Source organism: Serratia sp. 121840015-1 (assembly GCF_053627655.1).
This window is the reverse complement of record NZ_JBSEYF010000001.1, coordinates 690470-704486: the sequence shown is the minus strand read 5'-3', so window position 1 is coordinate 704486 and position 14017 is coordinate 690470. Positions and strand designations below refer to the sequence as shown.

Sequence of the window (14017 nt, the reverse complement as noted above, 5' to 3'; positions counted from 1 at the left end):
AAAAATGGGCTTTTACATTCGCCAGTCTTTCCCAGAGTCCTTTTAGCGTAATTAGTCGTCACCAAGCCCGCAAATTGTTTAGATGTATTAATATTAACAACAATAATAGATTAAACCTATCAATAAAAACTCAGTGATCGGTTTAAACTATTTTACATTTACATATTTATTTTTTAATTTTAAAATCAACAAGTTACAAGCAATAATTATGCAAGCTAATAATAGGAAAAAAATCAAAAAATGCCCTAAAAACAACGTTTCTCCGTTGGTAGGATAATTCCAATAAAACCTCAGAATACAAATAATTTAACAATCAAATGGTAACCATGGTAAATAGTGAAATTTTTTCATACAAGCATGACAGTCATTCGTTTCTTGCGATCGGGTAGCACGCAATGATCATGAGAACACGATGACAGTGTGACTTTCATTTCCAGCACTCAGTACTTACAAATGCGAAACCTGGTGTGAAAATAAACAATTTGGCGAGAGTTTTGATTATTAATTTTAAAGCTTAGGTTCTGAGTTAACATTCCGCCGTGGCGCGCCTAACACGGTATTGGCGCGCAAACAGCTGGGTTGATAAAGCACATTTTTTATAGTTAACCCAGGGTAATGATCAGATTAACTTAAGATTCATCCCCCATTCACCGACGCATTCTTTTACGCCAGGCCAGCACTGAGTCAGCATCTAAAAAATCGCCGGGTTCGATAAAGTGGTATGAATAATATCATTTCACCTGCCGGCAAAATAACCACTTCAATCTTGTGACGGCGATAACTCCGTTATGGCCAGCGATCCACTCCATGCTCAAGGGATGTTTTCCTAACTGATAAGACCACTAATTTGATACTAGCAAAGCCAAAACCAATATCAAGGAAAAATATTATTTTTTTAATAAAAAATTAACAAAACAATATACAATTATTAAACAATTCAATAACTTGAAAAATCAGTATTTCTATTATTTTTAGTCTGATAAAAATAGTTCACCAAAGTTTACAGCCGTTCATAATGCCACTCATAAAATCAGTCGAAATCTCTTCACCGTTGAATTCACATCAAAAAACAAGGAAAAAATCGGAAATAAATGCAACGGGCAACATTCCTTCCCACAGGATCAACTTTCGCAAAACAAAATAAGCAAGATAATTCCCAATAAGATGGCGAAAAAGAACCGCTAATTAGTTAGCAGTACAAAATAAAAACAAGATTAACCCTATAGGGTTATATTACACGCGCGTCGTCGATTATTATTAAGGAAAAAAACCTTATTGATCTTTATGTTGCCGCCATCCTCACACAGTGCCGCCGCCGCGACTCCGGGGGTAAAAACAGACATAAAAAGAATGTGCAGCCGCATAACCAGGTAACGCGTGAAAACGGCCCAGAGACTTTTTTTACCCTACGTTCAGCCGGTGTGAGAATGTTATTGCGGGTGAAAAAGCGGAGCGCAACCTCACCTGCCGCCTTGAACGTGCGCTCCCTGAGAGAGCCGCCGCCTTTCAACTATCCCTCCACCTCACGCGAAAAGTCGGCGCGAAGCCCACCGTTTTACTGATCCAGGACATCTTTCGCATTCACCTGACTGGTACATTGATTGAAAATCATTCCTATTCAGGAGAAAAGGCCATGGTTAAATCACTGAATGCGGCATTCACTCGTCTTTTTGATCGCCCGGACGCCGGCAAGTTGGCGCTCAGATTGACCTTCGGCGGGCTGATGCTGTTTCACGGCGTAGCGAAAATTCAGCATGGCGTCGGCTGGATCGCCGGCGCGCTGCAGGAACAGGGGCTGCCCGCCTTCATCGCCTATGGCGTGTACGTGGGCGAGATCCTGGCGCCGATACTGATCATTTTGGGGCTGTTCACCCGCCCCGCCGCGCTGGTTTACGCCTTTACTCTGGTGGTGGCGTTTTTGATGGTGGGCACTGGCAAGGTGTTCACCGTTACCGACGTCGGCGCCTGGGGTATTGAAAACGAACTGGTGTTCTTTATGGGCGGGCTTGCCATCCTGCTGCTGGGCAGCGGCAAATACGCGATTGCGCGCAATGAAGCCTATCGGTAAGCGATACCATAATTAAGGAGGTTCCTGATTCGAACCTCCTCTGTGCGGAAACGACAATTAACTCTCGGCCAGGCGGTACACCGGGACCTTGCGCGTCGTGCCGGTCAGGGTGTCGAAGATCTCCGTTTCCGCCGTCACGATCGCCATGCCGGTTTTTCTTAGCCTGCGCACCTCGGCGGCAATGCGCTGGATGCCGAACCAGAACAATCCGTCCAGCGCCGTTACCGGCAGCCCTTGCTCGAGCGCCAACCTGAGCCGCTCACGCGGCGCCTTGAGCGCCTTGGCGATTTCCCGGTATGGCAGCGCGTCCACGCCCGATGCCGCCCGGCGGTGAATGCGGGTCGACAGGCTGTACTGAAAGGCCTCCGGAACGCCGCTCAAATCGCTTTTCAGGCTGTAGACGCAGCCGAAACGCTTGCCGTTGAACACCACATTCTTCTGGCTGAGCGGCAGCTCCTCCCGTATTCCGGCGATCAGCTGCGGCGCCCGCACCAGCAATAACCGGAAAGGCAGTTCGAAACTGGTCACATAATCCACGTTGAGCAGCGCAATGCGCAGACGCTCCTCCGCTCCGGCCTGCGTCTCGCGGCACTCGTTCAGCACCTCGCTCCACTGGTGCGCGAGCCTGGGGGCCTCATCCAGCGGCGCGAAATGGTATTTCTCGATGTGATAGTCGATTTTCTCGTTCATGCCCGTTAGCCCCCGCGTCAGTCGTCATTGCCATCAGCAAATTACCTTACCCGCGGGCAACAGTACACTATCACCGCGTTCACTGCGCAGAGGAAAGCCGGGGCGAATCATCAAGCATGAGGGGAAAAAAGCCCAATATCGTGCTGGGTGAAAGCAATGCGCATCATGACGGCACGCCATGCGTCGATGGGACCACCAGCCCCGATTCCAGCTTGATGATGCGATCCGCCAGGTAGAAATAGCGATCGTCGTGAGTAATCGCGATGACCGTTTTGCCTTCGGCCTTCAGCATCGGCAAGAGTTCAAGGTAAAACACCGCCTTAAACTCCGGATCCTGATCGGCGGCCCACTCATCAAACAGATAAACCGGGCGCTCTTCCAACCACGCCTGCAGTAAAGCCAGCCGTTTTCTCTGCCCTTGAGAGAGCGCGATTGTTGAAAAACGGCCGTGGGCAAAACTGACTTTATGGCTTAACTTCAGCAGGCGCAGCAGATGTTCGACCTGCTTTGGCGTACGCTCAGTGACGAACGCCACATCGTCAAAAAGAAAGAAGTCGTTGAACACCACCGAAAAATGCCGACGGTATATTTCCAGAAGATCGTCGCTGACCGGCTCGCCGTTAAGCAAAATCGCGCCGTTATCGGGAGGATAAATTCCCACCAGCAGATTCGCCAACGTCGTCTTGCCGCTGCCATTGCCACCGACGATAAAAATGAGTTCACCGGGCGCAATGTGCATATTCAGCGGGCCAAGGGTGAAATGCTCCCCTTCTTCGTTCTGATATTGGTAACGGACATTATCCAACGCTAACGAAGCAAAAGGAGGGGGCGTAAAATGGCGCTGTGGAACTTCGGGCCTGAGTTGCGCGCGCAGCGACTGTACCCGCTGCATGGCCACCCGCGCACCGGCCAGGGTGGGCAGCGCGGATAACAGCCCTTCGACCGGCACAATCATATACAGAAACACCATGATATAGCCGGTAAGCGCCCGCTCGTCCAAAGCCAGCCCGTCGCGCAAGCTGAACAACACCAGGCCGATGAAAGCGAAAAACAACGCGCTTCCCCAACTGCTCGCCAAACCGTACAACACATAACCGCGGGTTCTCTCCCGGCGAACCGCGTCAATATTTTGCGCCAGTTCACCGCTGACGAATTGACGGCGACGCACCGCGTTAAGCCGAAACTCCCTCGCGCCGTCAAACAATTTTTTGCATTGCTGAATCAGCGTATCTTCCCGCTGACGCGATCGGCGCAACAAACGCATCGCGGGGCCGTGCGCGGCGCGGTAGCCCAAGCTGCCGCAGACAATCACCGCCAATGCCAGCGCCAGTACGCTCAATGACAGGCTGCCAAGGTAAATCAGGCAGCCAACGATAACGGCGCCGAAAATCAGCAGATTGGGCAGGTTGACGAAAAACACCACCAGCGTATCGAGATCCTGTGTCAGCACGGACAGCGTTCTTGCCATTCCCGCTTTCTCCAACAGCAGCCAGCGCGTTTCGCTGACGTCTTGCACCAGTTCGCTGCGCAAGCGCGCCTTCACCTTTTGTCCCAGCGCCATAAACGTGGTTTGAGAAACCACGCGCGCCGCCAGCATCAACAGCGTCAGTAACGCAAAATCGCCTCCCGGACTCAGCCATGAAGCCTCATTGGATTGCGTCAGACCGTGATTGATCATCGCCAGCAAAGAGGCATTGCACAGCCCGCTGACGACACCGGCGACCACGGCGAGCAGTAGCCAACCGCGCACCATACGAAACAACATCATTAATACCGACATGCAAATTCCTTGCTCATACTCACACTTTTTATGGTTTTGACCGGGATGTCTTATTACGAATTAACGGCCATACCAGCAGGGGGACGCCGATCAGCGACGCCACCAACCCGACCGGCAGCTGGCGCGGGTAGAGCGCATTGCGCCCCAGCCAGTCGGCAACGGTCATGATGGCGGATGACAACAGCGCGGCGGTATAGAGCTGCATCAGCGGCCCTTTCGCGCCCATCTTGCGCGCCAGATGCGGCCCCAGCAGGCCGATGAAAGACACCGGGCCGACCAGCAACGTCGACAGCCCGGTCATGACTGCCGCCATCGCCAACACGCTGAAACGTGCGCGCGACAATGGCACACCGAGCGCGCCTGCGACGTTGCCCATCGGCAACAGCACCAACCAGCGGCGGAACAGCGGCATCAGCGCCAAGAGAACCAGCGTGATGACAAACACACCTTGGGCCAACGACGCGCCGACGTAATAGGTACTGCCCGTCATCAGCGGCAACAACACCGCACTTGCGGCAAGATTGTTGAGCATCACGATGCTGACCGCGGCCTGGCATAGTGCATTCAGCGCCAAACCATTGAGCAATACCCGCTGCGGATTAAAGTCGCTGCGACGGCTGTTCCACAACGTCAGCAACAGGCTTATCAGCGCGCCCCCCAGGCTACTCGCCAACAGCCAGCCACTGCCGCCAGCGGGAAGCAAAAACACGAAGGCCGTAACGCCCATGGCCGCGCCACCGCCGATACCCAGCACTTCCGGGCTGGCGAGCGGGTTCCCGCTCACCCGCTGCATCAACACGCCGGCCCCCGCCAGCAGCGCACCGGCGCTCACCGCCGCCAGCAGTCGTGGCAATCGCAATGGCAGCAGGTTCGCCAGCTCCCCTCTTTCCGCCCAGTGCCAATGCTGCAATCCATGGCCGAAACATAAAGAGACCACGATCCCCGCAGCCAGAATGCCGGCCGACAACCAGATGAACCGTCGTTGATGCGAGGTCTGCGACACCGGCAACGGCGGCGCAAGATCGATGCTTTGCTGCCGTGCAAAACGCGCCAACAGCATCAGCAACGGGCCGCCGGTAAGGGCGGTCAGCATGCCGACGGGCAGTAGCTGGCCGCTCTCCAGCGACACGCGAGAGACGCAAAGATCGGTCAGCCACAGCAGGCCCGCACCGATGAGCGCCGTATGCAGCACCATTTGCCGGGATGTTCGCGCGCCGCCAAAGCGCGCCAGATGAGGCGCTGCGAGCCCCAAAAAACCGATGACGCCGACGGCGTTAATGATGAGGGCGCTCATGATCAGCGCCAGCAGCACCGCGGCGGCGCGGATGCGCACCGGCGATGCGCCGAGGCTGCTGACCACGGTTTCCGGCAGTTGCAGCAGTTCAAGCGGGCGCAGCAAGAACAACAGGCCCATTACGCAGACCGCGAGCCACGGCAACATCCGCAGCAGAATTTGCCCGTTTTCCACCGCCAGCGAACCGCCTCCCCACATCAGCACCTGAAGTAAAAAGCGATCGTTGATAATGGCGATCAGCAAAGTCAGTGCCCCACACCACAAATTGATCATGATGCCCGCCTGCACCATCGCCAGCGGCGACATGCGCTGACGCCAGCTGAGCGCCAGCACGCACGCGAGCGCCGCAATCTCACCGGCAATCACCACGGCGGTGCGCGCGCCGACCAGCAGCGACGGCAGCCACAACGATGCCAGCCCCATCGCCAACGTCGCCCCGGCGGTCATGCCGAGCGTCATCGGCTCCGCCAACGGATTGCGCAGCGCACGTTGCATTAACCAGCCGCACAGCCCCAGCGTCGCGCCTCCCACCATCGCCATACCCTGACGCGGCAACCACATGCTATGCAGGATAATGGCCGCCGGATCGAGATTATGCTCGGAGAACAACGCGACAATGCCGCCCTGCCGATGAATATCGGTCAGCGCCAACGGCAACGACGTCAGCCACAACGCGGCGATTACCCCCCAGGAAAGACGGCGGGAAAAAGATTCATGCATCACGCCACCTCATCATCATCCCGGTAAAAATATCGGCAAAGCGCCCAGCGGTTATCAGGGCGCCGGCATCGCTGATGTTTTCTTCTATCAGGTTCAGGTTGTGCGCTGCGGTCAGCGGCAGACGTTGCCACAGCGAGCTTTGGCGCCATTGAGACACCGACTCCCGCTGATCGTCAGGCGTCAACAGCATCAGCCGCGCATTCAGATCGGCAATGCGGGTCAGCTCCACCAGCACGCTGCCTTCCGCTCCCGCGCCGCCATGCCATCCGTTGCGCAGCCCGCAGGCGGCCAATACGTCGCCGGGAAGACTGCCTGCGGTGTAGACCCGCAGGTGCAGCGCATCTACCGGGGCGGCGAGCAGCGCCGGACGTTCAACCTGCCGCGCCAGCAGCGAGGCGCGGCTCAGCTTGCCGTTCAGGCTGGCCAATATCTGCGCGGCCTGAGGCTGCCGCTGAAGCCGTTCGCCCAATTGCCGGGCGGCGCTGATGAGTTCCGCCAGCCCATGAGCCGGCAGCGCGATCGTCGGCGCGATACGTTCAAGCGCCGGCTTCAACAACGCATGCTGCGGCGTGATGACAATCGCGTCCGGCCGCAGTGCGTACAGCGTTTCCAGATTGGGCTGAAACAGCAGGCCGAGATCCAACGCCGACGCAGGCAGCGCAGGCGTCGGGATCAGCTTGCGATACCAATCCGGCGCCGAGACGCCCGCCGGAGTCACCCCCAGCGCCAACAGAATTTCCGTCAGTCCCCAATCCAACACGGCCAGCTTTTGCGGCGGCCGGCCGGCGTCGGCCCGCGCGTAAAGCGGGGCCAACAGGAGAGCGGTCAACAACCTGCGTCGCGACAGCATCGGTCACCACTTATAGCTGAGGGTCGCGATGTACTGGCGTTTCAGCGCATACTCGCAGCCATTGTTGGAGCAGGAAGCCAGGTAGGTTTTGTTGCCGAGATTGGCGGCATTCAGCGCCAGCTGCCATTGGCGCCACTGATAGCCGACGCGCGCATCGTAGACCGTGGCCGCCGGCACCTTCAGGCCGTTGTCCGTGGTGGCGTAGCTGGTGCCGACATAACGCACGCCGCCGCCCAGCGTCACACCGTCAAGCGCGCCGTCGAAGGCATACTGGCTCCAGAGCTTGGCGGTATTGCGCGCAATGCCCACCGGACGCTTGCCCTGCGTATCGTCGTTGGCACTCAGCACTTTCGGATCGGTCAGGTTGTACGATGCCAGCACCGACCACGCCGGCGTGATATTGATGCGGCCATCAAGCTCAACTCCGCGCGAGCGCACTTCGCCGGTCTGCACGCTGAAGTTCGGGTGATCGGGATCGGCGGTCGCCACGTTGGTTTCCCGCAGATCGTACAACGCCAGGGTAAACAAGGCATCCAGCCCGACCGGATCGTATTTCAACCCCACTTCCGTCTGCTTGCCTTCGGTCGGTTTAAAGGCGTGGCCGTAAAAGTCATTGCTGCTGCTCGGCACAAACGAAGTGGAATAGCTGATGTAAGGCGCCAATCCGTTATCGAAGTGGTACAGCAGTCCGGCGCGCCCGGTCGTTGCATAGTCATTGCGCTCGGTACGAGCGTCGTTCAGCAGATCGATACTTTTGGTTTTCGCCGCGTCGTAACGGCCGGCCAGGTTCAGGATCCAGCTCCCCAGTTCGAGTTGGTCCTGGAGATAGAGCCCGGTTTGATCGAGCGTATTGTGCGTACTGCTATCGAGCGGCGGTATGGCCACCGGCACGCTATAGTCCGGGTTGAGGAAGTTAATCGGGCTGGCGTCGCCGTAGCCCGACTGGCTGCGCACCGAGGTATGCATCCGGTCGATCCCGGTCAGCAGCGTATGTTTCACCCGACCGGTATCAAAGTGGAATTCAGCCTGGTTATCCACCGCGAAGTTGGTCATGCTCTCCTTCAGGTTCATCGAATAGCGATCGATGAGCGGCGCATCCGCATGCACACCCCATGGATAGACCATCAGATAGTCGCCGGTGCTGCTGAGGTAACGCAGATTCTGGCGGAAAGTCACCGTATCGTTGAAATCGTGCCGGAACTGGTAACCGATGCTGCCCTGCTGGCGTTCGTACTTGTCGAAGCCCGGTTGGCCGCCGTAAAAACGGGTCGAGATGTGGCCGTACGGGTTGGGCGTCAAGGTGCCGGAAAGCGGCATCTGGTTGTAGAATCCGCTGTCCGGATCTTTGCGCAACTGCGAAATAATCGTCAGGCTGGTGTGCGCATCCGGCTGCCACGTCAGCGACGGCGCGATGTCATAATGCTGATAGCGGGTATGATCGACCTGGGTTTCGGTATCAAAAAAGGTCCCCGCCACGCGCCCCAACAGCGTGTCGTTATCGTTCAGCGGCCCGGTGGCGTCTATGCCGGCGCCAAACTGGTTTTCGTTGCCCGCGCTGACATACACCTCACCGGACGGGGTCGCCTGCGGCGTTTTGCTGACCAGGTTGACGATCCCGCCGGGATTCGCCTGGCCATACAGTACCGAGGAAGGGCCTTTGACCACTTCGATGCGCGACAGCAGGAACGGATCCCACGCCGGACGGCTCCACCACGCTTCGCGCGGCAGCCGCAGGCCATCAAGGTATTCGTCGGCTTCAAAACCGCGCACGATGATGGTGTCGAAACGGGTATCCGGCCCGGCGCTCTCCGAGTTGACGCCGGAAACATAGCGCAGCGCCTGCGGGACGTTTTTCGCCGCTTGCGCGTCAATCTCTGCTTGCGTCACCACAGAGATGCTCTGTGAAGTGCGGCTAATCGGCTGGTTTGACTTCGTCGCGGAGGCGGCGCCGTGCGCCACCAGCGTGCTCTCGTCATCCTGATCCTGAGACGCCGCCGCGCTCACCACCAGCGTCTCTTCTTTTGTGGTATTCTGCCCGCCATCCGCGGTAAAGGCTTGCCCGCTATAGCCTGCGATTATCGTATATACCAGCACTTTCAACGGTTTTTCCCTGAAAAATTTGCCCATCTGTCTCTTCGCCTTTCCGACTGTTAGTAGAATTTGATGGAAATGATAATTATTCAACTTTAAAAGAGAAGCCCGTTCATGGCAGAATGGCGCTACCGACAGTCAGGATGTCGCCAGACGGACAAACGTTGTCCGTTATCGCAGCAATAGGCACAAATGGTGAGAACCGGACAGAGGCAGGTAAACATGACATCCCATCACGGTATTGAAGGCCTGCGTCAACTGCGCTACAGCCCCGGCAGCCAAGAGCCCGTCCATCAGCATGAGCAGGGGCAGCTGATTTTGCCGCTGCGCGGCGTGGCGAAAATCGCCACCGCGCAGCATATCTGGCTGCTCTCGCCGGGCCGCGCCATTTGGCTCCCCAGCGGCACACCGCACGGTTTGGAAGCCATCAATGACGTCGTGACGCACAACATCTATTTTACGCCGCCCTTTTCTCGTCGCTATGGCGCACGCCCCCAGGGGTTGAGCGCCACTCCCCTACTACATCCCCTGATTGCCGCCGGGCTTGAAAACGCCATTTCCGCCGAACGGCTTACGCTCATTCAAAATCTGCTGAGCGATGAGTTTCAACGCATGCAGACAGGCCAACTGTGTCACGTGACCCTGCCGAGCGACCGGCGCCTGCGCCAGGTATGCGATGCTTTGTGCCGCGAATTGGGCCATGGCGAAACGCTCGCCTGGTGGGGGAAAAAGGTCGGCGCCAGCGAACGCACCCTGGCGAGGCTGTTTCGCGAAGAGACTGCGCTGAGCTTTTCCGAATGGCGCCAGCAAATTCGCCTGCTGGAGGCGGTATGCAATCTGGCGCGCGGCGTAGCCGTGGGTCAACTGGCCCACGAACTGGGTTACGCCAGCCCTAGCGCGTTCATCGCCATGTTTCGCAAAAAACTGGGCGTATCGCCGCAACGCTATATTCACAGCGCGCTGGAAGCGTGAAAGTCGGGCAAGCTTCAGATGACGGAATGCCAATATGGCGCGCGAATACACGCTGAAAATCAACGGCAGGCAGTGGATTGTCGTTCAGTGATTTGGCGCCAGGCCAGCGCTATCTGTGATGGGGATCGTTGAAAGATTTATTCGTAAGTGATTGAATAGTGGCGGAGAGAGGGGGATTTGAACCCCCGGTAGAGTTGCCCCTACTCCAGTTTTCGAGACTGGTCCGTTCAGCCGCTCCGGCATCTCTCCTAACAACGCTTGCTATCATGCCCGCTTTTACGGCATTTTTACAGCATTAGCATACCGCTGAACGTTCAAGTGATGAGTTTACGAGCAACCTGATGATTAAATGGCCGTGGAAAGCGACTCAACCCTCTCAACCCCAGGCAGACACTCAGGCCCAGTGGCAGGACGCGTTGGCGATCCCGCTGCTCTCGCCGCTGAATGAGCAGGAGCGGCAGCGGCTGGTGGCCGTTGCCGGGCAGATCTTGCAGCAAAAGCGCATCGTGCCGCTGCAGGGGCTGCAGCTCACCTCGCAAATGCAGGCGCGCATCGCCCTGCTGTTCGCCCTGCCGGTGCTGGAACTCGGCGCGGAGTGCCTCGACGGCTTCAACGAAATTCTGCTCTATCCCACTCCGTTCGTGGTGGAAGACGAATGGCAGGACGAAATTGGCCTGGTGCACTCGGGGCCGGTAGTGCAGTCCGGCCAAAGCTGGGAACAGGGGCCGATCGTGCTCAACTGGCAAGACGTGCAGGACTCTTTCGATCTTTCCGGTTTCAATCTGGTGATCCACGAAGCGGTGCACAAACTGGATATGCGCAACGGCGGCGTCGCTACCGGCGTGCCGCCGATCCCGCTGCGCGAGGTGGCCGCCTGGGAGCACGATCTGCACGCCGCGATGGAAAGCCTGCAGGACGAGATAGACATGGTCGGTGAAGAGGCCGCCAGCATGGATGCCTACGCCGCCACCGATGCGGCCGAGTGCTTCGCCGTGCTGTCGGAGTATTTCTTCAGCGCCCCCGAGCTGCTGGCCGAACGCTTCCCGGCGCTGTATCAGCACTTTTGCCGCTTCTACCGCCAGGATCCGCTGGCGCGCCTGCTGCGCAGCCAGGCGGAGAACGACGCGCAATGGGCTGATTGATGGACGCATTGCTCAGATACCGAGCAGTCGCACCACTCAAGGCAATTTAGCGTTGACACACCCGGGGCCGCTGGATATCATGCGCCCCGTTCACACGATTCCTCTGTAGTTCAGTCGGTAGAACGGCGGACTGTTAATCCGTATGTCACTGGTTCGAGTCCAGTCAGAGGAGCCATATTTAGAGAAGCCCGCTTAAGGAAACTTAAGCGGGCTTTTTGCTATGGGGCATTTACAGCCCGCGCTTTTCCATCAGCAGCGCCAGATCGACCAACCGATTGGAGAACCCCCATTCGTTGTCATACCAGGCGAGCACTTTCACCAGGTTGCCGCCGATGACCAGCGTAGACAAACCATCGATAATCGATGAACGCGCGTCGCCCCGATAGTCGCTCGACACCAGCGGTTCATCGCTGTACCCCAAAATTCCTTTCAGCGGGCCGGACGCCGCCGCCGCGCGGAAAGCGGCGTTGATTTCCTCCACCGTCGCCGGGCGTTTCAGCGTCACCGTCAGATCGACGATCGAGACGACCGGCACCGGCACCCGCAGCGAGTAACCGGTCAGGCGGCCGTCGAGATCCGGGATCACCTTGCCGAGCGCTTTGGCCGCGCCGCTGGAGTAAGGCACGATCGACTCTGCCGCCGCCCGCGCGCCACGCAGATCTTTTTCCGGCTGATCGTGCAGCGCCTGGCTGTTGGTATAGGCGTGGGTGGTGTTCATCAGCCCGTATTCGATGCCGAACGCCTGATGCAGCACCTGCGCGGCGGGTGCCAGCCCGTTGGTGGTGCAGCTGCCGTTGCTGACCACTTTATGCAGCGCCGGATCGTAGAGCTGGTCGTTAACCCCCATGACGATGGTGATGTCGTCGTTCTTGGCCGGCGCCGAGATAATCACCCGCTTGGCGCCGCCGTGCGTGATGTGCACTTCCGCCTTGGCTTTCTCGGTAAAGAAGCCCGTCGCTTCGATCACCACGTCCACGCCCACGCTGCTCCACGGGATCTCGGCGGGATCGCGCTGCGAAAACACCTGAATCGGCCGGCCGTCCAGCAGCAGCTGGTTGTCGCCGGCTTCCACCCTGGCCGCCAGCGTGCCGGAAAGCGTGTCGTATTTCAGCAGATGCGCCAGCGTCTTGCTGTCCGTCAGATCGTTGATCGCCACCACTTCAAAATCGCTGCGCCCCAGCGCCGCGCGCAGCACGTTGCGCCCGATCCTGCCGAAGCCGTTAATGCCTACTTTCACCATGATGCTCTCCTCGTTTTGGGCTTTGCCTCAAATCTAGCCCTGCCACGAGGCGGCGTAAATGACGTTTACAGATCAATTTACGCCAAATTGCGCGCGTGGAAGCGTTCGCGGTATTCGCTCGGGGTCAGCTGCAGTTTGCGCTCAAACACCCGCCGCAGGTTAAGGCCGTTGCCGAAGCCGGTGGCCAGCGCGATCTGTTCGATGCCGTCCGCACTCTGCTCGAGGCGCTGCCTGGCGGTATGCAACCGCCCTTCTTCGACGAATTTGGCGGGAGAAATGCCCGTCTCGCGGGTGAATACGCGGGTAAAGTTGCGCGGGCTCATCGCCACGCGTTCGGCCAACCGATCGACGCTGAGATCGTCGGCGAGGTTTTCCAGGATCCAGGACTGCAGGTCGCGGATCGGGCCCGGCGATTTGGCCTGGTTGAGCGGGTAGCGGCTGAACTGCGCCTGCCCGCCGGGGCGTCGCAGAAACATCACCAGATCCTGCGCCACTTCGCGCGCCTGCACGAAGCCGTAGTCGTCCTCCACCAGCGCCAGCGTCAGGTCGAAGCCGGAGCTGACGCCGCCGGAGGTCCAAATCGGCCCATCCTGCACGTAGATCGGGCCGTTCTCGACCTGCACCCGCGGGAAGCGCGCCTGCAGCGTTTCCGCCAGCCGCCAGTGGGTAGTCGCCCGCCGCCCGTCCAGCAATCCGGCTTCGGCCAGCAGCAGAGCCCCGCCGCAAACGGAAGCGATACGGCGCGCCTGCGGGGCCGCGCGGCGCAGCCAATCCGCCACCAGGGCGCCCTCTTCTTCGGTCGCCCCCTTGCCGGCGACAATGACGGTATCGCGCGGCAGGGCCGGATCGAGATCCGCCAGGCGATGGTCGGCCAACAGGCTCAGCCCGGACAGGCCGTGTACCACCCGATGGGATTGCGTGGTGGCGACCGCGATCTGATACAGCGGCGCTTCGGCAGGGCTCAGACGGTTAGCCTGCATCAGGATATCGGCGATGCCCGCCGCTTCGAACAGCATGCCCCCTTCAGGGACGATAATCAGGAATGTATGCATGGCGATAATAAGAAGAACGAGCAAAACAGGTCAGACAGCCACTGTATAAGAAAAGCCTCACCGATTCACCCTGCGGGCATAAAAAAGCCCGCCGGCAAGCACCGGCGGGCCAACAAAG

10 protein-coding genes and 2 tRNA genes are annotated in these 14017 nt (G+C 58.2%); 4 read left to right on the top strand and 8 right to left on the bottom strand.

Annotation, left to right across the window (positions count from 1 at the left end; translation table 11 throughout):
- Positions 1-1633: 1633 nt before the first annotated feature.
- Positions 1634-2068 (top strand): DoxX family protein, encoded by a 435-nt coding sequence (locus ACUXAC_RS03420; RefSeq protein WP_060420434.1) that lies wholly within the window; start codon positions 1634-1636, stop codon positions 2066-2068.
- 57 nt (positions 2069-2125) lie between these two features.
- Here ACUXAC_RS03420 and ACUXAC_RS03415 read toward each other — a convergent pair whose 3' ends face one another.
- The 5 genes from ACUXAC_RS03415 to ACUXAC_RS03395 form a co-directional block, all read right to left on the bottom strand.
- Positions 2126-2758, bottom strand: coding sequence for an ECs1377 family protein (locus ACUXAC_RS03415; protein ID WP_038872328.1), 633 nt, complete (start codon positions 2756-2758; stop codon positions 2126-2128).
- Between the two features lie 163 nt (positions 2759-2921).
- A complete protein-coding gene (locus ACUXAC_RS03410; protein WP_060420432.1) occupies positions 2922-4538 on the bottom strand; it encodes a cyclic peptide export ABC transporter in 1617 nt (538 codons plus the stop codon).
- A 28-nt stretch (positions 4539-4566) separates the two neighbouring features.
- Positions 4567-6552 (bottom strand): Fe(3+)-hydroxamate ABC transporter permease FhuB, encoded by a 1986-nt coding sequence (gene fhuB, locus ACUXAC_RS03405; protein WP_454266478.1) that lies wholly within the window; start codon positions 6550-6552, stop codon positions 4567-4569.
- Positions 6545-7384, bottom strand: a complete 840-nt coding sequence (locus ACUXAC_RS03400) for an iron-siderophore ABC transporter substrate-binding protein (RefSeq protein ID WP_343180596.1) — start codon at positions 7382-7384, stop codon at positions 6545-6547. Before ACUXAC_RS03400 ends, fhuB begins: the two co-directional genes overlap by 8 nt.
- A gap of 21 nt (positions 7385-7405) precedes the next feature.
- Positions 7406-9496, bottom strand: a complete 2091-nt coding sequence (locus ACUXAC_RS03395; RefSeq protein ID WP_447260197.1) for a TonB-dependent siderophore receptor — start codon at positions 9494-9496, stop codon at positions 7406-7408.
- A gap of 219 nt (positions 9497-9715) precedes the next feature.
- Between ACUXAC_RS03395 and ACUXAC_RS03390 the strand changes: the two genes are divergently transcribed.
- Positions 9716-10465 (top strand): AraC family transcriptional regulator, encoded by a 750-nt coding sequence (locus ACUXAC_RS03390; RefSeq protein ID WP_049240784.1) that lies wholly within the window; start codon positions 9716-9718, stop codon positions 10463-10465.
- A gap of 159 nt (positions 10466-10624) precedes the next feature.
- Here the strand turns inward: ACUXAC_RS03390 and ACUXAC_RS03385 are convergent.
- Positions 10625-10714, bottom strand: a tRNA-Ser gene (locus ACUXAC_RS03385).
- Positions 10715-10806: 92 nt separating this feature from the next.
- Here ACUXAC_RS03385 and mtfA point away from each other — a divergent pair.
- Both mtfA and ACUXAC_RS03375 read left to right on the top strand, forming a co-directional pair.
- Positions 10807-11607, top strand: a complete 801-nt coding sequence (mtfA, locus tag ACUXAC_RS03380; protein ID WP_060439574.1) for a DgsA anti-repressor MtfA — start codon at positions 10807-10809, stop codon at positions 11605-11607.
- 99 nt (positions 11608-11706) lie between these two features.
- Positions 11707-11782: transfer RNA gene (locus ACUXAC_RS03375), tRNA-Asn, on the top strand.
- Between the two features lie 54 nt (positions 11783-11836).
- Here ACUXAC_RS03375 and gap read toward each other — a convergent pair.
- Both gap and ACUXAC_RS03365 read right to left on the bottom strand, forming a co-directional pair.
- On the bottom strand, positions 11837-12847 hold the full coding sequence (gap, locus tag ACUXAC_RS03370) for a type I glyceraldehyde-3-phosphate dehydrogenase (RefSeq protein WP_049234371.1): 1011 nt from the start codon (positions 12845-12847) through the stop codon (positions 11837-11839).
- Positions 12848-12924: 77 nt separating this feature from the next.
- Complete coding sequence (locus tag ACUXAC_RS03365; RefSeq protein ID WP_100397003.1) at positions 12925-13899, bottom strand: GlxA family transcriptional regulator; 975 nt, start codon at positions 13897-13899, stop codon at positions 12925-12927.
- Positions 13900-14017: the final 118 nt, after the last annotated feature.